This window comes from Bacillus ectoiniformans (assembly GCF_016908875.1).
GTDB lineage: Bacteria > Bacillota > Bacilli > Bacillales > Domibacillaceae > Bacillus_BX > Bacillus_BX ectoiniformans.
The window spans coordinates 546,847-570,882 of record NZ_JAFBES010000001.1 but is presented as its reverse complement, the minus strand read 5'-3'; the positions used below and the strand labels follow the sequence as shown (position 1 = coordinate 570,882).

General features: G+C 40.0%; 22 protein-coding genes, 2 riboswitches and 1 other annotated feature. Of the genes, 11 read left to right on the top strand and 11 right to left on the bottom strand.

Annotated elements, in window-relative coordinates; translation table 11 throughout:
- Window positions 1–64 precede the first annotated feature (64 nt).
- From JOC78_RS02900 to JOC78_RS02890, 3 genes are all read right to left on the bottom strand, one after another.
- On the bottom strand, window positions 65–676 hold the full coding sequence (locus tag JOC78_RS02900; protein WP_204552830.1) for a nitroreductase family protein: 612 nt from the start codon (window positions 674–676) through the stop codon (window positions 65–67).
- Between the two features lie 434 nt (window positions 677–1,110).
- Window positions 1,111–2,109 carry an inorganic phosphate transporter gene (locus tag JOC78_RS02895; RefSeq protein WP_204552828.1) on the bottom strand — a complete coding sequence of 333 codons (999 nt, stop codon included), beginning with the start codon at window positions 2,107–2,109 and terminating at the stop codon, window positions 1,111–1,113.
- Between the two features lie 14 nt (window positions 2,110–2,123).
- Complete coding sequence (locus tag JOC78_RS02890) at window positions 2,124–2,741, bottom strand: DUF47 domain-containing protein (protein ID WP_338023155.1); 618 nt, start codon at window positions 2,739–2,741, stop codon at window positions 2,124–2,126.
- A 194-nt stretch (window positions 2,742–2,935) separates the two neighbouring features.
- Between JOC78_RS02890 and JOC78_RS02885 the strand changes: the two genes are divergently transcribed.
- Window positions 2,936–3,766: an aldo/keto reductase gene (locus JOC78_RS02885; RefSeq protein WP_204552824.1), complete on the top strand. Its 831-nt coding sequence runs from the start codon at window positions 2,936–2,938 to the stop codon at window positions 3,764–3,766.
- A gap of 61 nt (window positions 3,767–3,827) precedes the next feature.
- Here JOC78_RS02885 and JOC78_RS02880 read toward each other — a convergent pair whose 3' ends face one another.
- On the bottom strand, window positions 3,828–4,730 hold the full coding sequence (locus JOC78_RS02880; protein ID WP_204552822.1) for an RluA family pseudouridine synthase: 903 nt from the start codon (window positions 4,728–4,730) through the stop codon (window positions 3,828–3,830).
- A 194-nt stretch (window positions 4,731–4,924) separates the two neighbouring features.
- Between JOC78_RS02880 and JOC78_RS02875 the strand changes: the two genes are divergently transcribed.
- Complete coding sequence (locus tag JOC78_RS02875; RefSeq protein WP_338023162.1) at window positions 4,925–5,320, top strand: DUF5365 family protein; 396 nt, start codon at window positions 4,925–4,927, stop codon at window positions 5,318–5,320.
- Window positions 5,321–5,439: 119 nt separating this feature from the next.
- Here the strand turns inward: JOC78_RS02875 and JOC78_RS02870 are convergent, their stop codons facing one another.
- Both JOC78_RS02870 and JOC78_RS02865 read right to left on the bottom strand, forming a co-directional pair.
- Window positions 5,440–5,910, bottom strand: coding sequence for a thioredoxin family protein (locus JOC78_RS02870; protein ID WP_204552818.1), 471 nt, complete (start codon window positions 5,908–5,910; stop codon window positions 5,440–5,442).
- Window positions 5,907–6,326, bottom strand: a complete 420-nt coding sequence (locus JOC78_RS02865; protein WP_204552816.1) for a disulfide formation protein C — start codon at window positions 6,324–6,326, stop codon at window positions 5,907–5,909. Before JOC78_RS02865 ends, JOC78_RS02870 begins: the two co-directional genes overlap by 4 nt.
- A gap of 173 nt (window positions 6,327–6,499) precedes the next feature.
- Here JOC78_RS02865 and JOC78_RS02860 point away from each other — a divergent pair, with 173 nt between their 5' ends.
- Window positions 6,500–8,233 (top strand): phospho-sugar mutase, encoded by a 1,734-nt coding sequence (locus tag JOC78_RS02860; RefSeq protein ID WP_204552814.1) that lies wholly within the window; start codon window positions 6,500–6,502, stop codon window positions 8,231–8,233.
- A gap of 51 nt (window positions 8,234–8,284) precedes the next feature.
- Here the strand turns inward: JOC78_RS02860 and JOC78_RS02855 are convergent, their stop codons facing one another.
- Window positions 8,285–8,515 carry a YhdB family protein gene (locus JOC78_RS02855; protein WP_204552812.1) on the bottom strand — a complete coding sequence of 77 codons (231 nt, stop codon included), beginning with the start codon at window positions 8,513–8,515 and terminating at the stop codon, window positions 8,285–8,287.
- Between the two features lie 209 nt (window positions 8,516–8,724).
- A riboswitch (SAM riboswitch) is annotated at window positions 8,725–8,832 on the top strand.
- Between the two features lie 71 nt (window positions 8,833–8,903).
- Here JOC78_RS02855 and JOC78_RS02850 point away from each other — a divergent pair.
- The 3 genes from JOC78_RS02850 to JOC78_RS02840 all read left to right on the top strand — a co-directional run bounded on the left by JOC78_RS02850 (window position 8,904) and on the right by JOC78_RS02840 (window position 12,732).
- Window positions 8,904–10,199 (top strand): Na+/H+ antiporter NhaC family protein, encoded by a 1,296-nt coding sequence (locus tag JOC78_RS02850; protein WP_204552937.1) that lies wholly within the window; start codon window positions 8,904–8,906, stop codon window positions 10,197–10,199.
- Between the two features lie 330 nt (window positions 10,200–10,529).
- Window positions 10,530–11,939 carry a SpoVR family protein gene (locus JOC78_RS02845; protein WP_204552810.1) on the top strand — a complete coding sequence of 470 codons (1,410 nt, stop codon included), beginning with the start codon at window positions 10,530–10,532 and terminating at the stop codon, window positions 11,937–11,939.
- Between the two features lie 130 nt (window positions 11,940–12,069).
- A complete protein-coding gene (locus tag JOC78_RS02840; protein ID WP_239586937.1) occupies window positions 12,070–12,732 on the top strand; it encodes a TrkA C-terminal domain-containing protein in 663 nt (220 codons plus the stop codon).
- Here the strand turns inward: JOC78_RS02840 and JOC78_RS02835 are convergent.
- Window positions 12,724–13,557 carry an EcsC family protein gene (locus tag JOC78_RS02835; RefSeq protein ID WP_204552806.1) on the bottom strand — a complete coding sequence of 278 codons (834 nt, stop codon included), beginning with the start codon at window positions 13,555–13,557 and terminating at the stop codon, window positions 12,724–12,726. The two genes, JOC78_RS02840 and JOC78_RS02835, sit on opposite strands and share 9 nt — an antisense overlap.
- Window positions 13,558–13,706: 149 nt before the next feature.
- Window positions 13,707–13,808: riboswitch (purine riboswitch) on the top strand.
- Between the two features lie 109 nt (window positions 13,809–13,917).
- On the opposite strand from JOC78_RS02835, the gene JOC78_RS02830 reads away from it, so the two are divergent.
- On the top strand, window positions 13,918–15,210 hold the full coding sequence (locus JOC78_RS02830; protein WP_204552804.1) for an NCS2 family permease: 1,293 nt from the start codon (window positions 13,918–13,920) through the stop codon (window positions 15,208–15,210).
- 55 nt (window positions 15,211–15,265) lie between these two features.
- Here the strand turns inward: JOC78_RS02830 and JOC78_RS02825 are convergent, their stop codons facing one another.
- Both JOC78_RS02825 and JOC78_RS02820 read right to left on the bottom strand, forming a co-directional pair.
- On the bottom strand, window positions 15,266–15,685 hold the full coding sequence (locus tag JOC78_RS02825; RefSeq protein WP_204552802.1) for a low molecular weight phosphatase family protein: 420 nt from the start codon (window positions 15,683–15,685) through the stop codon (window positions 15,266–15,268).
- 153 nt (window positions 15,686–15,838) lie between these two features.
- Window positions 15,839–16,144, bottom strand: coding sequence for an ArsR/SmtB family transcription factor (locus JOC78_RS02820; protein WP_204552800.1), 306 nt, complete (start codon window positions 16,142–16,144; stop codon window positions 15,839–15,841).
- Between the two features lie 276 nt (window positions 16,145–16,420).
- On the opposite strand from JOC78_RS02820, the gene JOC78_RS02815 reads away from it, so the two are divergent.
- Window positions 16,421–17,656: a dicarboxylate/amino acid:cation symporter gene (locus JOC78_RS02815; RefSeq protein WP_204552798.1), complete on the top strand. Its 1,236-nt coding sequence runs from the start codon at window positions 16,421–16,423 to the stop codon at window positions 17,654–17,656.
- Window positions 17,657–17,785: 129 nt separating this feature from the next.
- Window positions 17,786–17,956, top strand: coding sequence for a twin-arginine translocase TatA/TatE family subunit (locus JOC78_RS02810; RefSeq protein ID WP_204552796.1), 171 nt, complete (start codon window positions 17,786–17,788; stop codon window positions 17,954–17,956).
- Window positions 17,957–18,057: 101 nt separating this feature from the next.
- Here JOC78_RS02810 and JOC78_RS02805 read toward each other — a convergent pair whose 3' ends face one another.
- Window positions 18,058–19,479 carry a cryptochrome/photolyase family protein gene (locus tag JOC78_RS02805; protein WP_204552794.1) on the bottom strand — a complete coding sequence of 474 codons (1,422 nt, stop codon included), beginning with the start codon at window positions 19,477–19,479 and terminating at the stop codon, window positions 18,058–18,060.
- Between the two features lie 219 nt (window positions 19,480–19,698).
- Between JOC78_RS02805 and JOC78_RS02800 the strand changes: the two genes are divergently transcribed.
- Both JOC78_RS02800 and ilvD read left to right on the top strand, forming a co-directional pair.
- Window positions 19,699–21,654, top strand: coding sequence for a transglycosylase domain-containing protein (locus tag JOC78_RS02800; protein ID WP_204552792.1), 1,956 nt, complete (start codon window positions 19,699–19,701; stop codon window positions 21,652–21,654).
- Window positions 21,655–22,077: 423 nt separating this feature from the next.
- Window positions 22,078–23,745: a dihydroxy-acid dehydratase gene (ilvD, locus tag JOC78_RS02795; RefSeq protein ID WP_204552790.1), complete on the top strand. Its 1,668-nt coding sequence runs from the start codon at window positions 22,078–22,080 to the stop codon at window positions 23,743–23,745.
- A 2-nt stretch (window positions 23,746–23,747) separates the two neighbouring features.
- Window positions 23,748–23,999 (top strand) — a binding site (T-box leader).
- Window positions 24,000–24,036: the final 37 nt, after the last annotated feature.

Genomic DNA, 24,036 nt, shown 5'->3' with positions numbered 1-24,036 from the left:
CTTTTGAACACAGGTTGATGTTTATAAATGAAAAACCCCCAGCTCATGGCCAGGGGGTTTGAGATTATTCCGCGTAGGTGATTAAGCTTTCAATTGGAAGACGATCGGTTGCTCGCGCTTCTTGGGTTGGCTTACCAATCGTAATCAGCATAATAGGCAGGTAACGTTCAGAAACATTAAATTCCTCGATCAATGCGTTTGCATTAAAGCCGCCGATCGGACAAGTATCATAGCCTTTTGCTTTCGCTGCCAGCATGAATTGCATAGAGGCAAGAGAAGCATTTAAAATAGCTGCATCTCTTGGATAATCAGAGCGCTTGTAGGCACCTCTAATTTGTCCCGCTAAGATCTCTTTTAATTCTGGTGTCATATGACCGGCTGCTACGGAAGGGTCGAATACAGGGTCAATGTTTTTATCGCCTTCGAGATCGCCTAAGATACAAATGACGGCTGATGCATCAACTACTTGCTGCTGATTATAGGCGATTGGCAATAATTTTTCTTGCACTTCTTTCTTATCAAAGACAAGGAAATGCCATTGCTGAAGATTCCATGCAGAAGGAGCTTGTCCTGCTACTTCTAATAATTCTCTTAACTCTGAATGAGGAATTTCCACATTAGGGTCGTATTGTTTAGTTGAACGTCTGCTTGCTGCTAGTTCAAAAAAGTCTTTCATGTATATTGCCTCCTGATTGCGGTGTAATTGTATTTTATCGGAAAACGAGATAATATATTAATGATACTTACTAACCTTTAGTAAGTGATAACAACACTTACTTTAATAAAGATTATCTATACAGTCAAGGATTAACTACTGCTAGTGAGTAGTCGTTCTATTTTATCTAGTTTATGATGAAAACGGAACAGAAAACATGATCTAGTCCTATTATGTGCCGAATAAGAATGATTTACCTGCTCGTTTTCTATTTCTGGTGATGAAGGCAGCATGAATATAACAAAGAAGGTGAAAAGGGATGCTCGGAAATAAACAGGAGAAAATATTAATTATTTTAATGTTTGTCATTGCCTTTATTCTTTTTCTGAATATAGTCAGGAAATATATTTTATAATGAAAAACGAGCGGAGATCGATAGATCCGCTCGTTTTTCATTATAAGAAAAGATTCAATATCCAATAGGTAACGCCTGCAATCGTAGCTGAAATTGGAAGAGTAATCACCCAAGTGATCAGCATGCGCTGAGCAGTTGTCCACCTAACACCTCTAACTCTGTGAGAAGTGCCTACTCCCAATATGGAGGAGGAAATGACATGAGTCGTACTTACTGGCAGGTGTACAAAGGTGGCAGTGAAAATAACGATTGCAGAAGTTAAGTCTGCTGCGACACCATTCACCGGTCTGATTTTCATTATCTTGCCGCCGACTGTCTTGATGATTTTCCAGCCGCCGACTGATGTGCCGATCCCCATGGCCAAGGCACAAGATACCTGAACCCACGTTTGAATATCGGTTGTCGTTTGATAATTATTGGCGATCAGTGCCATCGTAATGATCCCCATCGCTTTTTGTGCATCATTTGTGCCGTGTGTATAGGCTTGAAGAGCAGCCGTACCAATTTGAAAGTATCGGAAATTACGATTGGTCTTTGGCAAGTTGTTGTTTTTAAATACAATTTTGAATAGACCATACATTAAAAATCCGCCTATAAAAGCAATCAACGGCGAGAAAAGCAGGGCTTGAATAATTTTTAAGAAGCCTGTGTAATTTAATGACTCGAAGCCAGAGGCTGCTATGGCAGCACCAGCGATGGACCCAATAATCGCATGAGAGGAGCTGCTCGGTATCCCATAATACCAGGTAAGCAGATTCCAAAAAATAGCGGCAATTAAAGCAGCTAAAATGACGATCGATCCATTTTCAAGCATAAACGGGTCTACAATATCTTTCGTGATCGTTTTTGCTACGCCGGTAAATGTCATAGCTCCTAAGAAATTCATGAATGCGGCTAAAATAATCGCATGACGAGGTTTCAGAGCTTTCGTTGAAACCGAAGTCGCAATCGCATTGGCCGTATCATGAAAGCCATTGATAAAGTCAAAGGCTAGAGCGAAGAAAACAATTAGTATCGTAATGATAAACAAAGAGTCCATATGTCAGCTGCTCCTCACGCGTTCTTCATAATGATGGTTTCTAGCGTATTGGCCACGTCTTGACAATGGTCTGCGATTTTTTCTAAGTTTTCGTAAATATCTTTTGTTTTAATTAATTGAATAGGGTCTTTCTCGGTGTTAAATAAATGTTTAATTGATTGACGCAGTACGTTATCACAAGAAGTTTCATAGTCTTTAATTTTAATCGCATGGGCACGAATGGCGAGCAGCTTTTTAGCTGAAAGCAATTCAATAGCCTGCTCTATCTGAATCGTGCATTCGCGAATCGCTTCTACGAATTTAAGCATGAATTCATCTGCATCGATCATCGAATACATTTCAAACATTGCCGCCGTTTCCTCTAAACCATCCAGCACATCATCCATGCTCATCGCAAGAGCCAGAATGTCTTCTCGTTCAATCGGCGTAATAAACGTATGGTTAAGCTCTTTAATGACTTCGTGAATGAACGTATCTCCTTTAGATTCATAAGATTTCATTTCACTATAAAAAATCTTTAAGTCACTGGCATTATGTAGTTTGTAGTCAGCAAAATAATTCGCACTTTCCTTTAAGTTTTCAGCAATAGAACCCAACAATACAGAGAATTTGTCTTTCTTACTTTTAAACACCTTAGAAGGCCCCCTAAAAATAAAAATGCATAACAGAATAATTTTAATGCAAATTGTATAAATAGGGAAGAAGATTGTCGAAAAAAGTAAAGTTTTTGTAAATGTTGTAAGTTTGTTTATACAAAAAAGAGAGCCTTTCGTTCGCTTCATTCTATGAAAATAGATAAAATAAGGAAGAGAAAGGAAAGGTGAACATGATTAAAAAAATTAATGATACAGTCCAATTACATAACGGCATTCATATACCGAGACTTGGTTTAGGTGTATACAAAATGACAGATGATCAAGAAACGCTGCAGGCAATTAAAGGTGCTCTAAGCGAAGGATATCGTTTAATTGATACGGCGGCTTTTTATGATAATGAAGCAATCGTTGGAGAGGCAGTACGTCAAAGCGGCATCAACAGGAAAGATCTGTTCATTACATCTAAAGTATGGAACAGTGATCAGGGGTATGACGAGACGCTTCGTGCATTTGAACAGTCTTTAACCAAACTAAAGATGGATTATATGGATCTATATTTAATCCATTGGCCGGTGGCTGATAAATACAAGGAGTCTTGGCGGGCTATAGAGAGACTATATGAAGAAGGAATCGTGAAATCTATAGGCGTGAGCAATTTTAAGATTCATCATTTAGAAGATCTAATGACACAGGCAAACACGAAGCCGATGGTGAATCAAGTGGAGCTTCATCCCTATTTAAGCCAGCAAGAATTACGTGACTACTGCAACGAACAGCAAATCGCGGTTGAAGCATGGTCACCGATTGCGAGAAACAGACTGGCAGACGAACCGGTTCTTAATCAGCTTGCTAATCACTATAACAAAACGGTCGCGCAAATTATTCTGCGCTGGCATCTGCAAAATGATGTCATCATTATTCCTAAATCCGTTCACCTGAATAGACTGAAGGAAAATGCGGATTTATTCGACTTTGAACTGACGGCGGATGATATGGCAGCGGTCCATGCGATAAATAAAAATCAGAGGTTTGGGGCTGATCCAGATACGTTTGATTTCTAAATGAAAAAGGGGCTGCATAAAAAACGCAGCCGCCTTTTTCATTTAGTTGAAGAACTCTTTGCTAAAAAAAATCGAAAGTGTCATCTGTAAATGGAGCCTCGCACACTAGTTGTTCCCCCGTAAAAGGGTGAGGAATCTCAATGGTCTTTGCATGCAGGGCTTGCCTCTTAACAATCGGTTTCCCTCCATATAATAGATCACCTGCTAACGGATGGCCGATCGATGATAAATGTACACGAATCTGATGGGTTCTTCCGGTCTCAAGCTGACATTTAATGAATGAAAGGTTTCGGCTAGGGTCTTTCTTTAACAGCTGATAATGGGTCACAGCGCTCTGGCCGTTTGGGGAAATTCGTCTTCTTGTCGGATGATGACGGTCTTTTCCGATCGCTTCCTTGATCACACCTTCTTTGTTCTTTAATTGTCCATGCACTATTGCCCAGTACGCTCTTTTAATGAGCCGTTTTTCAAGCAGACGTGATAATAAGGCATAAGCCGCTTCATGCTTAGCGAACAGCACAGCTCCTGATGTATTTTCATCTAACCTGTGGATATGTCTGATGAAGCATTGTTCTCCGTTCGATTCGACGTGAAGAGCGAGGCCGTTTAATAAAGTATCGTTTTCATCTTGGTCATTAGGATGAGTTTTCACACCAGCAGGTTTGTTAGCTACAAGCAAATGGTCATCTTCATATAATACGTCAATCTCACCAATATAGCTTGCGTGGACAGCTTGCTTCGTGTTCGAGAAGAAAGGAACCTGTAAAATGTCCCCTTTAGACAGCGGCTGATTCCATCTGTACAGCTCTCCATTTACTTTTACTGCCTTGCTCATTCGCCATTCATGAACCATTTTCTTGGGCAGGTGCCAGGTGTCTGTTAAAATCTCTTGAATGGTTTGGCCCTCCCATGTATGAGGGAGAGTTAATTCGTATATAGATCCTTTTCTGTTTGTGTTATACATAATTGTAAGGAAAGTCCTCCATCTTTAAGACTCCCCTCGTTCCTCCTATCTATGATTTCTTCTATGATTTCAACCTTATGTAACAGGCAAAAAATTCATTTTTCATTAAATTACCATAATATAAGGAAACATTCTGTGCTATTCTTACTGTATATGCATAAGAATCGATAAATAAAGGTGGGTTTTCTTTGAAAGTGCTCGTTGCTTCAACTATAGAGCAAGAAGATAAAATAATCGAACTGGTGCGGCAAATTAAGGAGCAAATATTTCCTCATTATTTTTCAGAAGCAGAACTTCGGCAATGGGAAGAGATCGGTGTTCTATCCCTCGGAGCCAGTCAATTTGAGTACTTTGGCACTCTGCGTGACGCGTTCTTAGTGATTACGAGTCTGCAAACGATTATTTCAATCCTAGAAACTAAACAGCTAGAGTCTCTTTCTAGTCATTATAAAGACATGTTTTTGCACAATGCAGAAACCCTTCAGCGCTACGAGATTTGTTTCCCTTTCACTCTTGATCAATTCTCTATCCAAAGCAATAGTTTTCCACTCTATTCTCAGCATCACTCAGCTACTAAATACCTCAATTAAGCATTCTATCACAGGATGCTTATTATTTTTGTGTAAAAGCAAAAACCGCCCATCACGGCTATAGACGATGAGAGAAGAATCACTCATGGCCAAAACAGGTGAGGGGCGGACGCTACATTTTATTTTTTAATATTTTTTTCAAAAAAGCTTTCGAATTCAGATTCAGGCTGTCCGCCAACTAAGCGGTCTTTCTCTGTGCCTTTTTCAAAGTGAATCAGAGTAGGAGTATATTCAATTTGGTATTGGTCCCAGCCTTGTTCGAATTCGAGCAGGTTGTATTGCATAATTTCCACGTTGTTTTCTTTCGCCAGCGGCATTAAGACAGGAGTCGTCTCTTTACAATGCGGACAAGTAGGGCTGTAGAAATAGACTGTCACATCTTCTCCAGCTTCAAGCTTCTTCTCAAGTTCATCCGGCAAAATGATGTTTTGATAATTAGGGTCTTTCAAGTCTTTAGTTGTTTCAGGGTGCAATTTCTCTTTGCCGTAAGGGTTATCCTTAGATGCTTCTTTTTGCTGATATTGCGTGACGAAGATAATGGCGGCGAAAAGTCCGATAATAACTGCAGAAAAAATGATGATTTTTTTCAATTTTGCTCTTCCTTCCTTTTTAAGATGGCCAAACTGGCTGCGAAAATAACGATAAAAGCGGTAAGCGCCAGAAATGGAATGGTAATAAAGTTAAAATAATTGATGTACATGCCTGTACAAGGAACTCTTCCGCAGGCAGGCGCGGTATCCTGTAAGAAAGAGATCTTTTGTATTCCGTAATGGTAAATAGAGATACTGACTCCAACCGCTGAGAGAACGAGCGAATATTTAGCTGCTTTCCAGTCTTTCTTTACATAAGCAAGCCCGAGAATAAGGACAAGCGGATACATAAAGATACGCTGATACCAGCACAATTCACATGGTTCATATTTCATCACTTCTGAAAAATATAAACTTCCAAGTGTGGCAATGAAAGAAGCGGCCCAAGCTGTAAAAAGTAAATTTTCTTTTTTCATGATTTCTCCCCGTCTGCATGTTTTCTACTATAAAAGTATAGTATTAAATGAATGGAAAAGTAAAACAGGAAGCAATAATCGACATAAAAATCGGACAAGCCTATGTTAAAATTGATATTGGAATTATAGGTAATATCATACATTAAAACATTTCAGGTTGGGGGCGTGTATGCATGAACTGGAAAGATGATTATGTTAGGTGGAAAGATTATCAAGAGCTAGATGAAGAAATGAAGGGTTTGCTTGCAGAGCTTAACATGAATGAAAAGCAGCTTGAAGAAGCGTTTTATAAGAATCTGGAGTTTGGAACAGGCGGTATGCGCGGTGAAATTGGTGCTGGAACGAACCGAATGAACATTTATACCGTTCGCAAAGCCTCAGCTGGTCTTGCAGCTTATATTTCTAAGTCCGGTGAAGAAGCGAAGAAACGCGGGGTCGCCATTGCCTACGACTCTAGACATAAGTCACCGGAATTTGCGATGGAGAGCGCAAAAACACTGGCTACCTATGGAATTCAAGCGTATGTATTTGATGCATTGCGTTCAACTCCAGAGCTTTCTTTTGCCGTGCGTTATCTGAATGCATTCGCGGGCATCGTAATCACAGCAAGTCATAACCCCCCGGAATATAATGGCTATAAAGTGTATGGGAAGGACGGAGCACAGCTTCCTCCTCAAGAAGCAGATCAGGTAATTGAAGAAGTAAACCGCATCGAAAGTGAATTGCATATTCATGTAGAAGACGAAGAGAGCTTAAAAGAAAAAGGGCTTATAAAGATGATTGGGGAAGAAGTAGACCATTCTTATTTAGAGCATATGATTAGTATTTCTAATCAGCCGCAGCTGTCTAAAGAAGTAGACGTAAAAGTAGTTTTTTCTCCGCTCCATGGGACAGGCAATTTACCTGTTCGAAGAAGCTTAAAAGCCTTAGGATATGAAAATGTTTTTGTGGTGCCTGAACAAGAACAGCCAGATCCTGAGTTTTCAACCGTTCAATATCCTAATCCGGAAGAAAAAGCAGCCTTTAAGCTGGCCATTCAATATGGACAAGAGCAAAATGCCGATCTTTTAATTGCAACAGATCCTGATGCTGACCGCCTTGGCATTGCAGTAAAAGATTTAGATGGCAGCTATGTTCTATTAACAGGCAATCAAACAGGTGCCATTTTAATGGATTATGTTCTAAAACAAAAACAGGCCAAAGAGACACTTCCTCAAAATGGAATTGTTTTTAAAACGATTGTCACATCGGAACTTGGACGGAAAGTAGCTGAATCCTACGGGGCTGCTTGTGAAGATGTACTGACAGGATTTAAGTTTATCGGAGAGAAAATTGAACAATACAATCAGTCAGGTGACTATACCTTTCTGTTTGGATACGAAGAAAGCTATGGCTATTTAATCAGTGACTTTGCCCGCGATAAAGATGCCGTTCAAGCAGCGGTCATGGCTACGGAGGCGTGTGCCTATTATAAGAAAGAAGGCAAAACTCTGTATGAAGCGCTATTAGAGATTTGCGGCCGCTACGGTTATTATCGAGAAGGCTTAACCTCATTAACATTAAAGGGAATTGAAGGGGCAGGTAAAATACAATCCATTCTCACTTTCTTTAGAGAACATCCTCCAGAAGAGCTAGCTGGAATCCAAGTGTCAGCAGTAGAAGATTATTTAACAAGCGAAAGAACGCTGCTCCAGTCAGGCGCTCGGGAACAGATCCATCTGCCAAAATCAAATGTGCTGAAATACTTTTTAACGGATGACACTTGGATTTGTATGAGACCATCTGGGACAGAACCAAAAATTAAATTTTATTACGGTGTTGTCAGCGACAGTGTTGAAAACAGTGAAGCAAAAGTGGATAGTATCGAACAAAAGTTCATGAGTCAAATTAAACATTTAGTGGAATAAAGTATGTATGCGGCTTTCTTTTTATAGAAAGCCGCTTTTTTGGTGGAATTCTCATGGGTATTCATCGGTAATCATTGAGTTGGCGTGCTCAATATAGTGAAACAGCGCATAAAATGTTTGCTCGACTACAGAATAAGAACAGGGAAAGCAGCGAGCATGCAGGAAATATTCAATCTTCTTCGATAATAAATGGTCATTTGTCCGAACCATTAAGATCAGCAGGTTATCCCAATCGGAGCGATGTGCGTAATGCAGAGCTCGATCATAATCAGTATAATTCATCTTTGTCCCTCCTGTAGAGGAATTAATCATAGTGTGTGTTAAGAGCGGCAAAACTCTCTCTGCAAATAATGGTTGAAGTGTAAGCGCGGGAAAGTGCTGGACAGTTGATTAGGAAATTGGCACGTGTAATAAATTAAAGGTTGCTGAAATCACTTATTTATGTATAATAGGGCAAGTGGTTATTTTTATTTACAATAAAATATGAACAATTCTTATCGTGAGAGACTGAGGGACTGGCCCGAAGACGTCTCGGCAGCGGGCTCTTTATGTGAGCGCTGTGCCAAATCCAGCAGGCTTGTATGCTTGAAAGATGAGAAGAGTGTTTTCTGATACGGACCTCTTCTTGCCTAGAAGGGTCTTTTTATTTTTTGTTAAAGAAAGGAGAAACATCATGAAGAATCAATCAAATGGATGGGCACTCCTCCCATTGCTTTTATTTTTAGTTATTTTCATCGGCAGCGGTGTCGCAACAGGAGATTTTTACAAAATGCCTATTACTGTGGCTTTATTGATCACAGCTGCATTCGCTTTAGTATTAAATCGTAAAGTGCCGTTTATGGAAAAAGTAGATGTTTTTACAAAAGGAGCAGGGCATCCTAATATCATGCTAATGGCCATCATATTTATACTGGCAGGCGCGTTTGCTGGTGCGGCAAAAGGAATGGGAGCTGTAGATTCTACCGTGAACTTGGCGCTATCCATTCTTCCTCAAAACCTGCTGATGGTCGGCCTGTTCATTATTGCCTGCTTTATTTCTTTATCAATGGGAACCTCTGTGGGAACGATCGTCGCATTAGCGCCAATCGGTATGTCTATATCAGAGGGAACAGGAATTTCGATGGCGCTCTCTATGGCAACTGTCATTGGAGGAGCGATGTTTGGTGATAACTTATCCGTGATCTCTGATACCACTATTGCGGCAGTAAGAACACAAGGAACAAGAATGGCGGATAAATTCCGGACTAACTTTTTAATTGTTTTGCCTGCAGCCGTTATTACCATTATTGTGCTCGCTATTTTCACTGCTGGCGAACAAAGTGCTGTGAATGCAGGTAATTATGATCTAGTGAAAATTATTCCTTATATAGCCGTGTTAGGTGCGGCACTTGCTGGTTTAAATGTATTGATCGTATTAGCCGGCGGTGTTGTTCTGTCGGGAATTATTGGACTTTTAGATGGAAGCTATACATTCTTTTCATTAATTAAAACGATAGCTGAAGGTATGAGCGGAATGTTTGAACTGGCTATTATTGCGATCGTTATCGGCGGAATTGTGGAAGTCATCCGCTGGAATGGCGGCATCGACTTCTTATTAAAGATCGTCATGAAAAATATCCACACAGAAAAAGGGGCGCAATTCGGTATTGCTTCACTGGTAAGCCTGACTAATTTATCTACGGCTAATAATACAATTGCCATCATTATTGCTGGACCGCTTGCTAAAAATATCTCGGAAGAATACGGCATAGATCCGCGCAAGTCAGCAAGCATTCTTGATGTCTTTAGCTGCTTCATCCAGGGTATCATCCCTTATGGCGCGCAAATGCTTGCGGCTGCAGGGCTTGCAGGCATTTCCCCAGTGAGCATTATCAGTTACTCTATCTATCCAATATTAATTGGAATTTGCGGTGTGCTCGCGGTTATCTTTAATATTCCGCGATTAAAAGAAACGACATCAAAATAAGTTTGACTAACTGGGAAGCTGCTCGGTATATCAAAGACTCAGGATCATTTCGTACATACGGAATGGTCCTGTTTGCCTTTAAATGGGCGAATCGCCGATAGAATTGCGGAATCCGCCGTTAGGATTTCAAAAGCCGCCGTTAGAATCTCCGAAACCGCCGTTAGAATGAAGAAAGCCGCCGATAGAGCCTGCAGGCGTTGATATTGCGGTAAAAGCTAGAGGTGAAAGATGCTCTTTTTTAGTTGTGAGCTTTGCCGTTTTCCCAACCAACGGTCATGCCTCTCTGAATTTTTTCATACATATCTGTATAGAGCAAAAGGGGGAGTGTATGTGAATCAGTCAGAGGTGAAGGCTCTTGAATATGCCATCGATGAAATCACCGAAATTGCCACAGGGTTTGGCCTTGATTTTTACCCGATGAGATACGAGATTTGTCCAGCTGAAATTATTTATACATTTGGTGCGTATGGCATGCCGACGCGATTTTCACATTGGAGCTTTGGGAAGCAATTTTTTAAAATGAAACTTCAGTATGACTTAGGTTTAAGTAAAATATATGAGTTAGTCATCAACTCGAACCCGTGCTATGCTTTTTTACTCGATACTAACTCGCTGATTCAGAATAAGTTAATTGTCGCGCACGTACTTGCCCATTGTGATTTCTTTAAAAATAATATTCGGTTCCATCGTACGAAGCGGGACATGGTGGAAAGTATGGCAGCGACTGCTGATCGAATCCGGCAATACGAAATTGATCATGGAAAAGAGACAGTGGAGAAGTTTCTAGACGCTGTGCTTGCAATAGAAGAGCATATTGATCCGTCTTTGCTCCGTTCTAAGTTGTCTTGGGAAGAGGAAATTGAGGAAGAGGAAGAAGAGATCAAAGCGGGGCCATATGATGATCTATGGGATCTTGACGGAAATAAACGTAAAAAAATCGTGAAGAAACAGAAGAAAAAAATACCGCCGCAGCCTGAAAAAGATATTATGCTGTTTATTGAACATTACAGCCAGGAACTGGAAGACTGGCAGCGGGATATCATGACCATGATGAGAGAAGAAATGCTTTATTTTTGGCCGCAGCTGGAGACAAAGATTATGAACGAAGGATGGGCTTCCTATTGGCATCAGCGAATTGTGAGAGAACTGGATTTAACGTCAGGCGAATCCATTGAATTTGCTAAACTGAATGCAGGAGTTGTTCAGCCGTCCAGAACGTCCATCAACCCTTATTATTTAGGATTGAAAATCTTTGAAGATATTGAACAGCGGTATGATCATCCAACGGAAGAGATGATTCGACATGGTGTTAAACCTGGGAGCGGCCGGGAAAAAATGTTTGAAGTCAGGGAAATTGAATCAGACATATCGTTCTTGCGTAATTACTTAACGAAAGATCTTGTGACGAGAGAAGATATGTACTTGTTCCAGAAAAAAGGAAAAGACTACAAAATTGTTGATAAGAAATGGACAGAGGTTCGCGATCAGCTGGTAGGGATGAGAGTGAACGGTGGATTTCCTTATATTACCGTAACGGATGGAGATTATTTAAAAAACGGAGAGTTATATTTAAAACACTGGTACGAAGGAATTGAACTAGATGTGAAATATTTGGAAAAAGTGGTCCCATATATTTATCAATTATGGGGCAGGACGGTTCATATGGAAACAAAGCTGGAAGGGAAAAACATTGTGTTTTCTTATGACGGCAAAAATGTTCATCGAAAATATTTACAGTAAACCGCTGGAGCTCTCAGCGGTTTTTTCTATTGCAATAGGAAAAAGGAGAGAGTTTTAATGCGAAGCTGAGGGGAATAATAAGATAAAATCGTGTGAAAGAAAGTAGGAAAAGCTAATGGGTTTTGTTTTCATGTTTCTTTATTTATTAATTGTAGCTTTAGTCATTGAGATCTCCGTGGTGCTATTTAGGATTACCGGATTGAAAACAGAAATTTCCCGTTATCAAGTCATTTCCATGCTCACAGGTACGGGGTTTACTACGGATGAATCTCAGTTAATTATTGACCATCCAGCGAGAAGAAGAATCAGTGCATTTTTAATTTTATTTGGCGCGTTTTCACTGGCGGTTATTATTTCAGCCATTACGAATATTATTTCAAATGACTTAAGGTTAAAGGAACTGACACTCATCAATTTATTTCTGCTGCTACTTCTGCTTGCAGGTAAAACACCTTTTATAAGAAATAAATTAAAAAAGATGTTTAAGCATGAAATGCGAAAAAATCTGGATATTTCCGAACTCCCAATTAACGAAGCATTGTATTTATGCGACGATGATATTGTGACAACCATTGATGTAGGAGAAGAATCTACATTTATAGGAAAGAAAGTGTGTGAGTTATTTGATCATGAAGAAGACATTAACTTGTTGTTTATTAAACGTGGAACAGTGAATATACGAAGCGAATTAAGGCATGAAGAAATTCGAGAAGGAGATTCCCTATATTTGTATGGTGATCAGACACATATTGAAAAGAAGTTTGGAGAAAAAAATGAAAGCTCATCAGATTGAGCTTTCATTTGTCTTGTCCATTTCTGCAAGCCGTTCTAAGATGCGTCGCTTTCGGTAAAGCATGCGGCCTGTTTCTGCAATATCATGGATCATCGACCGGTTGGTGAAGGCTCCGAACACCATCCCTGCAACAGGAACCATTTGCAATAATTTCTTCCACCCAAATTGATCGCGATACGTATAAACTACTTCTCTCCATCCTTGAAGCTGGGACATGATTTCCTGCTGATCGGAACGCCCCTGATAATAAGACGATAATTCTTTAAGAATAGCTTTTTTGCCCACGACATCTGAGGAAGTAAACTGCAGGCATTTAATAATAAAAATGCGCTCCTCTCGACTATCTGGATTATAGCCATAGGAGATAGCTATTTCTTGAAGCGTTTTTAAAGACAAGCCGAGCAGCGCTGGGATATCCGCAGCTAGTGTGAATATGCCTCCAACACCGGTAGTCGCTCCCTGAACTGTAGCTAAGTCCCCCCGATTTTTTTTCAGATCTTCGCTCACTGCATCCATCGTGGCGAGCGGGACGGAAGCAACGTCATATATCGATTCGATCCGTCTGTCCGAATGATGGGCTTGAACCTTTTTTAGAACATAGTTTTTTTGAGTTAAGTACTGTCCGCCAGTTTGAATGTAGCTCCCAATTTCATCAAGCAATTGGCTGATTTTTTCATGAACATATTTTGGAGTCAAGCGATCAAGCAATTTGAATGGCAAGCGGGTAAGGCGTTCCCAAAACCAGTCTTGCTTCTGTGACTTTTCCCACTTTTCGACAAAAGATAATTCATTAATTAAGCCTTCTTTTGTTTCCACGTTATCCATCCTCTCTGGGCTGTTTATTGATATACGTCATTCATTCACATATGGCTTCACTTATCTATTCCTATTATCAATCAATTAAGGGAAGATTGCGAATATAATACAGCTAATTTACTTGTATTTTTTATTCTGATATAATCATTCGAAATTGAATGTAAATAATCACCCACCTTTGTATATGTTCAGGGATAAGGCCTGAACGTTTCTACCAGGCTGCCGTAAATAGCTTGACTATAAAGGATATCGGACAACTATATACATATGTCCTTTATCCCTTATCATTCTAAAAGGCAGCTTCCGTTCTTCTGAGCGGGAGTTTTTTTATTTATTTTTCAATGGAAAACTATTGCGGAGGTATATCCAATGGAACGCTTTTTTCAGTTTCAAGAAAGAGAAACTTCATATAAGCAAGAAACAGTGGCAGGTATCACCACGTTTTTATCAATGGCTTATATATTAATTGTTAACCCTATTATACTTAGTCAATCAGGAATGGACAAAGGGGCAGTATTTACTGCAACTGCTTTATCAGCTATCATTGGTTCTTTATTAATTGGCCTCTTGGCTAACTACCCAATTGGAATTGCTCCGAGTATGGGATTGAATTCTTTCTTTACCTTTTCCGTTTGTATCGGAATGGGTGTTCCTTGGCAAACAGCTCTGACTGGTGTATTTATTGCAGGTGTTTTATTTGTATTGCTCAGTCTGTTAAAGATTCGTGAAATGATTATTAATGTCATTCCACAGGATTTAAAGCATGCGATTGCTGGGGGAATTGGATTTTTTATTGCATTTATCGGGTTAAAGAACGCAGGTATCATTGTAGGAAGTGAAGCCACTTTTGTATCGTTGGGTGATATTCACTCACCGCCTGTGCTGCTGGCGCTATTTGGATTTGTCATTACAGTTATTATGATGATTCGCGGCGTGAAGGGAGCCATATTTTATGGAATGGTTCTTTCAACAATCGCTGGCATGATTGCTGGAATTATTGATCAGCCTAAACAGATTGTTGGAGCGATACCAAGTCTTGAACCGACATTTGGTGTTGTTTTTGATCATATTGGACAAGTGTTTACTCCTGAAATGCTGGCTGTCATTTTTACCTTTTTATTTGTGGCCTTTTTTGATACGGCAGGTGCGCTGATTGCCATTGCCAGCCAGGCGGGGTTAATGAAGAACAATCAAATCCCTAATGCTGGCCGTGCTTTGCTTGCTGATTCTTCTGCTACAGTAGTTGGTTCAGTGCTCGGAACATCGACAGTAGCTGCGATGATTGAATCGAGTGCAGGCATTGCGGCGGGAGGAAGAACAGGGTTTACTTCTATAATTATTTCGGGATTTTTCGCTATTGCTTTGTTTTTTTCACCATTATTGTCTGTCGTGACCGCCGAAGTTACCGCACCGGCACTAATTATTGTGGGCGCACTAATGGCTAGGGAAGTAAAGAATATTCAGTGGGAAAGATTGGAGATTACTATTCCTTCGTTTGCGATTCTTTTAATGATGCCACTTACATTCAGTGTAGCGAACGGAATCGCCTTAGGCTTTATTATGTATCCAGTGACCATGCTTACTTTAGGAAAGAAAGACGAAATTCATCCGTTAATGTACCTGCTATTCGCTGCATTTTTAGCATACTTTATCTTTTTATAGGTTAATAAGGCAAAAAAAATCCACCAACAAACCATTTATGGGATGTGGTGGATTTTTAAATTAATGTTTCTTTTAAGCGTTTTACCTGAATAGCTAATTCATCACAAATCAGCTGATAGGTAGCCCATTTCTCAGAACTGCTTTTGCAGTAGACGGGATTAGGGATGTCCCAGCTGATCATTTTCTTAATAGGCGCATCTTCAATAACAGGCTTACTATCATGCTTAAAATCATAAATGGCTACCACGACATCTGCTTCTTTAAGCAAATGAGGATCGAAGGAATGAGAATGCTTGTCTGCGATATCTATATTCACTTCTTTCATCGCTTCAACAGGCAGAGTGTTAGATTCTGAAGCTGTCAGTGAAGCACTAATGAAGTTCCAGGAAGGTTCCTTTAACTTAGAAGCCCACCCTTCTGCCATTGAACTGAGGTGACTAACGGATGAGAGAAATAGTATTTTTTTGTTGGCCATGTCTGTTTACCCCTTTAAATCATTCTGTTTCTTAATTACCCCATTCTAAAAAGAATATGCATAAAATAATGAAATAGTAAGGAAGTGAAGGGCTAAAGTTCTATGTACATATTACTATAAAATGGTGTTAATAGAAACCTTTATGATAAAAGCTCAATGATGATTGGCATGTTCAATGGCTTGGCGCAAGAGATCAATCACGTGCTCGTCGTCATGAGAATAATATAGGGTAGTTCCTTCTCTCCTGTATTTAACTAATCGTAAATTTTTTAAAAACCGCAGCTGGTGGGAAACAGTGGACTGCAATAAGGACAATTTCTCCGCTATATCGTTTACCTTGTATTCTCCGGTAAAGAGCAAGTTTAAAATTCTTAAGCGAGTGGGATCAGACAAAGCTTTAAACGTTTGAGAGACGATAAATAAAGTTTCTTCATCTAATTCTTGGTAATTAATAGTCATAGCCACGCTCCTTTTAAATAAAAAATCTTGTACATTTTATATTATTTATTGCTGTTATTGTCAATATTATAGATGTTATCAGTGTTCTTTTAAATTGTTTAAATTGTGGTATTTTTCTAATAATATTTCCGTTATATCCTATTAATGTTAGTTTGATTGGACTGAATTTGGGGAAATTTATAAACACTTAAAAATTTTTTTGTATTTTTATTAAATGTCGTTTATGATATATTTTGTGCTCGTTTACAACTAAGAGATATGGAAAGGGGAACTGTTATGAAACTTACTGGTAAAATTATTACTGCTTTAATCTTAGGGGCAGTTGTTGGATTAGCTCTCAACTTATTTGCTCCTGACGTATTTAAAGTGTTAGATCCTTATTTTTTCACTCCGCTAGGCAAGATCTTTCTTAACCTCATCAGCATGCTTGTCGTGCCAATCGTATTTCTATCCATCGTGTTAGGTTCTGCAGGATTAGGCGATCCGAAGAAATTAGGGCGAATTGGTTTGAAAACGATTACTTTCTTTTTAATTACCACAGCTATTGCGATTGTAATCGGATTATCACTATCTGCAATTGTACAACCAGGAGAAGCAGGGAATTTTGATACGCAGAATGCTGAATTTGAAACAGAAGAAGCTCCGCCTGTCGGAGAAACATTATTGAACATCATTCCTAAAAATCCATTAGATGCGATGACTCAAGGAAATATGCTTCAAATTATTGCTTTTGCGATCTTTATTGGCTTAGCGTTAACGGCGTTAGGTGATAAAACAAAAGGGATACTAAATCTAGTCGAACAGGGTAATGAAATTATGATGTACTTGGTTGGACTAGTCATGAAGTTTGCTCCATATGGTACATTTGGCCTTATTGCTTCTGCTATTGGAAATCAAGGATTTAGTGCAATTAAAGCCATGAGTGCTTATATGATCGTTGTACTTGCAGCACTAGTCATTCATGCTGCTATCACTTACGGCGGTGCGATCATGCTTTTAGCAAAGAAAAGTCCGATCTGGTTCTTTAAAAACTTTGCTCCTGCAATGAGTGTGGCGTTTAGTACATCAAGCAGTAATGCGACACTGCCAATCTCTATGGAAGTGGCTCAGAAACGTTTGAAAGTGCCAGAGCCGATCAGCTCATTCGTACAGCCGCTAGGCGCAACGATTAACATGGACGGAACAGCGATCATGCAAGGTGTGGCAACAATGTTCATCGCCCAAGCATATGGAATTGATTTGTCCATTAGTGAACTTGCTACAGTAGTATTAACTGCGGTTCTAGCTAGTATTGGTACAGCCGGGGTTCCTGGAGTAGGCTTGATCATGCTTGCTATGGTATTAAGCAGCGTAGGTCTTCCTGTTGAAGGTGTTGGTTTAATTCTTGGTATTGACCGTATTCTAGACATGGCTCGTACTTCTATCAATATCTCAGGTGACGCTGCATGTGCGGTGATCGTGGCAGAAGGCGAAAAGAAACAAACAATTAAAGAACAGCGCGCAGGCGCATAATTATTCAACAAGAAAAAAACAGCAAGTGTGGCAAAAAAAGCACATTTGCTGTTTTTTGTTTTCAATTAACGAAGGATCGTCTACAATAGGTAGACAAATAACTATTTGAACATAAGGGGATAAAAGCATATGAATCTCGGATTTGGAGAAGTTGCTATTATTTTAATTGTTGCTTTATTGCTTTTTGGACCATCCAAACTTCCGCAGCTAGGCAAGGCAGCTGGCCAAACACTCCATGAATTTAAACGGGGGATGAAAGGCATTATGGAAGATGAAGAAAAACCGAAGGAAAATAAATAAATGGTTTAATTAATATGTGACGCAGAAACGGTGAAATCTCCGCTTTCTGCGTCACTTTTTTTTATATCCAAATTCGCCATGCTTCATAAGCGTATTTGCTGTTATTTAGCTTCATTGGATTCCTTGCTCAGTTCATGATAAGCCGCTAAAGCTCGCTCCCGCGCAGATTTATGGTCTACAATCGGGTGTGGGTAATCAACCCCTAACTTGACCTGAGATTCTTCTAATACAGCAGACGTAGCTTTATGAGGCTCATGAATATAGCGGTTTGGCAGCTGCCTTAATTCAGGGAGCCACTTTTTAAGATACACGCCTTCCTCATCGAATTTCTTACTTTGAAGGGTAGGGTTAAAAATTCGAAAATAAGGTGCGGCATCGGCTCCTGAACCAGCTACCCATTGCCAGCTCATTTGATTATTAGCTAAGTCGGCATCAACAAGAGTGTCCATAAACCACTCTGCACCATTTCGCCAGTGAATTAGCAAATGCTTCGTTAAGAAACTTGCCGTGATCATTCGCACCCGATTGTGCATAAATCCGGTTTCCCAAAGCTCACGCATACCGGCATCCACTATGGGATAGCCAGTTTTTCCTTCTTTCCATTGCTGAAGCAAATCGATATCATTATTCCAAGCGAAGGATTCAAATTTATTGTTCCAAGGCTGTTCAGCCGCTTCAGGATAATGGAATAACAAATGCCAAGAAAAGTCTCTCCATACCAATTGGCGCACAAAAGCTTCAGCGTAAATATCATGTGCCACTAAATAGTGGTAGATCGTCCGTACAGAAAGCAGGCCTGACGCTATATATGGAGAGAGCGAGGAGTGAAATTCTTTCGCTGGAAAATCACTTCTTTCTTTATAATGAATTAACTTTTTATTAGCAAAGGCCTCTAGCTTTTTAATAGCTGCCTCTTCGCTGATATGCCAATACTTATCCAGCTTTTCTGCCCAAGGGTGAACTGGAAGCAAATCTAATTGTTCGGCAGTTAAAGAAGGGGTGTCGATCTTTACTGTCTGGATTTCACTAATCGATGGAAGAGGGGCTGGAACTTCCACCTTTTGATAAGCTCTATAAAAAGCCGAGAAGACTTTGTATGGCGTTCCATCGGGTTTTCTATTAACCCAGGGTGAATGAAGCAGGCGTCCTTCAAACGTTTGGATATGCATGCCATCTGCATCAAGACGCTTCGCCATTTTCAAGTCTTTCTCATAGACGGCAGGTTCATATGTTCTGTTCCAAAAAATTTCGGTGCAGCCGGTTTCTTCCACTATATCGGTAAGGATGGTTTCTGTGTCGCCCATTCTGATATGAAGCTTTGCTTTAAGGGAGGCTAACTTTTCTTGAAAGGAAAGCAAAGCATGATGAAGCCACCAATTTTTAGCGCTGGCTGAAAGTTTCCTGTCTTCGTTGTCAATAATAAAAACAGGCAATATAGCACCGTTTTGACAAGCGGTATATAAGGCAGGATTATCATGCAGCCGCAAATCGCCCATTCTTATTAATACAATCGATTTGTCCATTAAAAGGCATCCTTTCTATATATTTATATTCTAACTGTAGAAATGTTTTTTCTGCTTTGCAACTTCATATGTGTTAATCATCATCATTAACAAATTTTTGATTTTTACTATGAAAACAGACTTGTTTTAATGCTTTTTTATTGCATTCTTGATTATTATCCTTACAATAATTTAAGATGCTTAAGAAATAGTTTTTTTCAGGAGGAACTAAATAATCCAATGAATGCAGTCAGCAGATTTTTTAAAAATATGTGGAGAAAATTCCACTTAACACAAATCATCATATTAATGGTTTCAATTGTCGTTTTATTAGGCCTTGGGTTTATCGTGTACTTTATGAAATCCGCAGACGTCGAATCTTTGCAAAAAGGATTAGCTCAGCCGACCATTCTGTATGCGGATGATGGGGAAGTGGCAAGTAAACTGTCGGCTAATCGGTCAGAGAGTGTCAGCATAGAAAAAATGCCGGAAAACCTGCAGCATGCAGTCGTTTCAATAGAAGATAACCGATTCTATGAGCATAATGGGTTTGATTTGAAGGGAATGACTCGCGCATTTTTTAAAAATACTGTTTCAGGCGGTGTTGTGCAGGGGGGAAGCACGATTACCCAGCAGCTGACGAAAAACGCGATGCTCTCACCAGAGAAAACGTACAAAAGAAAAATTGAAGAACTCTTCTTAGCGATTGAGATTGAAAAGGTTTATAAGAAAGATGAAGTTCTAGAAATGTATTTAAACACCATTTATTTCGGAAGCGGCTCATGGGGCGTGCAAAATGCCTCGAAAAAATATTTTGGCAAAGAGGTAGAAGATCTGACACTTAGTGAATCTGCTATGCTTGCCGGAATTATTAAGGCACCGTCTGCTTTAAGCCCATATAACAATTTGGATAAATCCATTGCCAGACGAAATGTCGTATTGAACCAAATGGTGAAATACGGATACATTACAGAAGCAGAAGCGAGCGAAGCTAAGCAGGAGGAGCCTGAGCTTAAGGACCGAAGCGGAGATCCGCTGAAAGGCAAATACCCTCATTACGCTGATTCAGTCATTAACGAAGCCATTAAGCGTTATGGGCTTACTCAGGATGAATTGCTGACAAAAGGGTACAAGATTTATACGGCCATGGATCAGCAAGTACAATCTGGTTTAGAAGAAGTATATAAAAAAGAACGAATCTTTCCGAAGTCCGTTAACGGAGAAGACTCACAAAGTGCAGCGATTCTCTTGGATCCAAAAACAGGCGGAGTCACGGCTATTGTAGGAAGAAGAGGAGATCATGTGTTTAGAGGGTTTAACTATGCCACTCAAATGACGAGATCCCCGGGGTCGACAATTAAGCCACTAGTTACGTTTATGCCAGCGTTAGAAGAAGGCTATAAACCGACAAGCATGCTAAAAGACGAACCGACAAAATTCGGTGAATATGAACCTCAAAATTACTCAAAAACATATGAAGGCGAAGTACCGATGTATCGAGCTGTCGAAAAGTCGCTGAATGTTCCTACCGTTTGGCTGCTGAATGAAATTGGCATTTCCAAAGGTCTGGATGCTTTAAAACGCCTCGGCATACCAACCGAAGATGAAGATCGGAATTTAAGCTTGGCTCTAGGGGGCATGCATAAAGGTGTTTCTCCGAAGCAAATGGCTGAAGCCTATACGACATTTGCCAATGATGGAGTTAGAAGAGAAAGTTATTTTATTAAAAAAATTATTGGGCCGGATGGAGAAGTAAAGCCTAAATGGGAACCAAAAGAAGTAGAGGTAACGTCAAAAGAAGTGTCGGATGAGATGACTTCCATGCTTCTTCGCGTTGTTGAAAAAGGTTCTGGTAAAAAAGCAAAAACTTCCGGCGTAGATATCGCAGGGAAAACTGGTTCGACGCAAGTAGACGGAACCAGAGGAACGAAAGACCAATGGTTTATCGGCTATACACCTACGCTTGTAGGAGCTGTATGGGTGGGAGTAGAGAAAGCAGATGAATCTCACCATTTGACGACCAACAGTTCTGATGGTGCTGTGCCTGTTTTTAAGGAGGTAATCGAGGAGGTCCTTCCGCACTTGGATGATACTTCATTTGATGTAGACTCTATTAACGAAGAACAGCAGCCTGCAGAAGAATCGAAAAAAGACTGGTTTGATAATCTCGTGGATAAATGGAATGAAATTTTTTAGGAGCGCCTTATTAGGTGCTCTTTTTTTATGTAATACTGCTTGTTAATATCAACGAAAGAAAAGTATTTATTTATGAAAAAGTACAGAGGGAATAAAAGAAATTTATTCGGTTTTGTCAACCCCTTGAAAATTTTTGAAAAGAATGAAAATTAAGCAGCTATCGAATTGGAAGCGATTTCAAAAAAGTTAAATTTTTTAATAGAATTTTAATTATCAAAAAATTTGTAAAAAGGTGTTGACCAACTTAAAAAAGAAGGATATGATTGTCCTCAATATAAACTTAATTTTCAGATTAGAGCGTGAAATTAATAGAGTTTTCAACCCTCTCATTTCATTAAACAAATGAGTGAATGTTCAATGAGAGACCACCATTAAATTAATTAGCATCTTAGTATAAACCGGAGTGCTTTTGGAGGAGATAGTATGCGTAGTGACATGATTAAAAAGGGGATCGATCGAGCTCCCCACCGCAGCTTGCTATATGCTACGGGAGTAAAGACAGAAGATCTGCATAAACCCTTCATTGGGGTATGCAACTCTTATATCGATATTATTCCCGGACACGTTCACCTTAATAAATTTGCTGAAGTGGTGAAGCAAGCGATTCGCGAAGCTGGCGGTGTTCCATTTGAGTTTAATACGATTGGAGTCGATGACGGAATTGCCATGGGGCACATTGGAATGAGATATTCTCTTCCAAGCCGGGAATTGATCGCTGATGCAGCGGAAACAGTTATCAATGCTCATTGGTTTGATGGAGTATTCTATATTCCGAACTGTGACAAGATTACTCCTGGAATGCTGATGGCAGCTGCCAGAACGAATGTCCCTTCTGTATTTGTATCAGGCGGACCAATGGAAGGCGGTCAAACCTCAACAGGAAAGCCATTATCGCTTGTTTCTGTATTTGAGGGAGTAGGAGCGCATAAGTCTGGTAAAATGTCGGCAGAGGAATTGCTTGAGATTGAATCGAGCGCTTGCCCTACATGCGGATCATGTTCTGGTATGTTTACAGCCAATTCCATGAATTCACTAATGGAAATGCTGGGTGTTACTCCTCCTGGCAATGCAACAATCGTGGCCACTTCCAATGAACGCCACAGATTAATTAAAGAAGCCGCACATCACTTAATGGATATGGTTAAGAAAGATATTAAACCGAGAGATATTATTACGAAAGAAGCCATTGATGATGCATTTGCACTCGATATGGCAATGGGCGGATCAACGAATACCGTCCTGCATACATTAGCAATTGCTCATGAAGCAGAGATTGATTATGACTTAAACCGCATTAATGAGATTGCAGAGCGGGTTCCTTACTTATCAAAAATCAGTCCAGCATCAGATTATACAATGCAGGATGTTCATAATGCTGGCGGCATCAGCGCCATTATCAACGAGCTTTGTCAAATTGATGGAGCATTAAATCGCGACAGGATCACGATCACAGGCAAATCTGTCTATGAAAATGTTCAAGATAAGAAGATTACGAATGATCAAGTGATTAGACGCAAAGATAACCCTTATAGTCCTGTGGGCGGACTGTCCATCCTGTACGGAAATTTGGCTCCTGACGGCGGAGTCATTAAAGTAGGCGCGGTTGATCCTTCGATCAAAACGTTTACTGGAGAAGCCATTGTTTTTGAATCTCAAGACGAAGCGCTTGAAGGAATCAACAATGGAACCGTGAAAGAAGGCCATGTCGTAGTCATTCGATACGAAGGACCAAAAGGCGGACCTGGAATGCCGGAAATGCTCGCACCAACAGCTGCCATTGCCGGGCGGGGGCTTGAAAAGAAAGTAGCTCTTATGACAGACGGACGCTTCTCAGGAGCATCAAGAGGAATTTCTATCGGGCATGTTTCTCCGGAAGCAGCAGAAGGCGGTCCGATTGCATTTGTTGAAACAGGCGATCAAATCATTATTGATTTAACACGCCGCACGCTGAACGTCGTGTTATCTGAAGAAGAATTGTCTGAAAGAAAAGCAAATTTTGTACAGCCAGAACCAAAAATCAAAAAAGGCTATTTAGCTAGATATTCAAAACTTGTTACATCTGCTAATACAGGCGGAGTAATGAAAATTTAATAACCAAAACGTCGACGAGGAAAAAGTTGTAAGAAACCAGTATTCACAGAGAGCCGGTTATGCTGAGAGCCGGTAATACCTCTTACAGCGACATCCCCTCTGAGTGCTGATCTGAACGAAATCAATTAGGATCGGTCGAGTATCTATTACTCGTTATCAAAAAGAAGCTGTATAGCTTCAAGAGGTGGCATTTGTGAGAATGCCATAAACCAGGGTGGTACCGTGGAAAGAAATAAAGTCTTTTCATCCCTGTGCTTATAGGATTAGTAGGCGCAGGGATGAGAAGGCTTT

What these genes read in the sequence shown, in the direction of transcription:
- JOC78_RS02900 (WP_204552830.1), bottom strand. Translation starts at nt 676, where the DNA reads ATGAAAGACTTTTTTGAACTAGCAGCAAGCAGACGTTCAACTAAACAA.
- JOC78_RS02895 (WP_204552828.1), bottom strand. Translation starts at nt 2,109, where the DNA reads ATGGACTCTTTGTTTATCATTACGATACTAATTGTTTTCTTCGCTCTA.
- JOC78_RS02885 (WP_204552824.1), top strand. Translation starts at nt 2,936, where the DNA reads ATGATTAAAAAAATTAATGATACAGTCCAATTACATAACGGCATTCAT.
- JOC78_RS02880 (WP_204552822.1), bottom strand. Translation starts at nt 4,730, where the DNA reads ATGTATAACACAAACAGAAAAGGATCTATATACGAATTAACTCTCCCT.
- JOC78_RS02865 (WP_204552816.1), bottom strand. Translation starts at nt 6,326, where the DNA reads ATGAAAAAAGAAAATTTACTTTTTACAGCTTGGGCCGCTTCTTTCATT.
- JOC78_RS02860 (WP_204552814.1), top strand. Translation starts at nt 6,500, where the DNA reads ATGAACTGGAAAGATGATTATGTTAGGTGGAAAGATTATCAAGAGCTA.
- JOC78_RS02855 (WP_204552812.1), bottom strand. Translation starts at nt 8,515, where the DNA reads ATGAATTATACTGATTATGATCGAGCTCTGCATTACGCACATCGCTCC.
- JOC78_RS02840 (WP_239586937.1), top strand. Translation starts at nt 12,070, where the DNA reads ATGTTTCTTTATTTATTAATTGTAGCTTTAGTCATTGAGATCTCCGTG.
- JOC78_RS02835 (WP_204552806.1), bottom strand. Translation starts at nt 13,557, where the DNA reads ATGGATAACGTGGAAACAAAAGAAGGCTTAATTAATGAATTATCTTTT.
- JOC78_RS02830 (WP_204552804.1), top strand. Translation starts at nt 13,918, where the DNA reads ATGGAACGCTTTTTTCAGTTTCAAGAAAGAGAAACTTCATATAAGCAA.
- JOC78_RS02825 (WP_204552802.1), bottom strand. Translation starts at nt 15,685, where the DNA reads ATGGCCAACAAAAAAATACTATTTCTCTCATCCGTTAGTCACCTCAGT.
- JOC78_RS02820 (WP_204552800.1), bottom strand. Translation starts at nt 16,144, where the DNA reads ATGACTATTAATTACCAAGAATTAGATGAAGAAACTTTATTTATCGTC.
- JOC78_RS02815 (WP_204552798.1), top strand. Translation starts at nt 16,421, where the DNA reads ATGAAACTTACTGGTAAAATTATTACTGCTTTAATCTTAGGGGCAGTT.
- JOC78_RS02810 (WP_204552796.1), top strand. Translation starts at nt 17,786, where the DNA reads ATGAATCTCGGATTTGGAGAAGTTGCTATTATTTTAATTGTTGCTTTA.
- JOC78_RS02805 (WP_204552794.1), bottom strand. Translation starts at nt 19,479, where the DNA reads ATGGACAAATCGATTGTATTAATAAGAATGGGCGATTTGCGGCTGCAT.
- JOC78_RS02800 (WP_204552792.1), top strand. Translation starts at nt 19,699, where the DNA reads ATGAATGCAGTCAGCAGATTTTTTAAAAATATGTGGAGAAAATTCCAC.
- ilvD (WP_204552790.1), top strand. Translation starts at nt 22,078, where the DNA reads ATGCGTAGTGACATGATTAAAAAGGGGATCGATCGAGCTCCCCACCGC.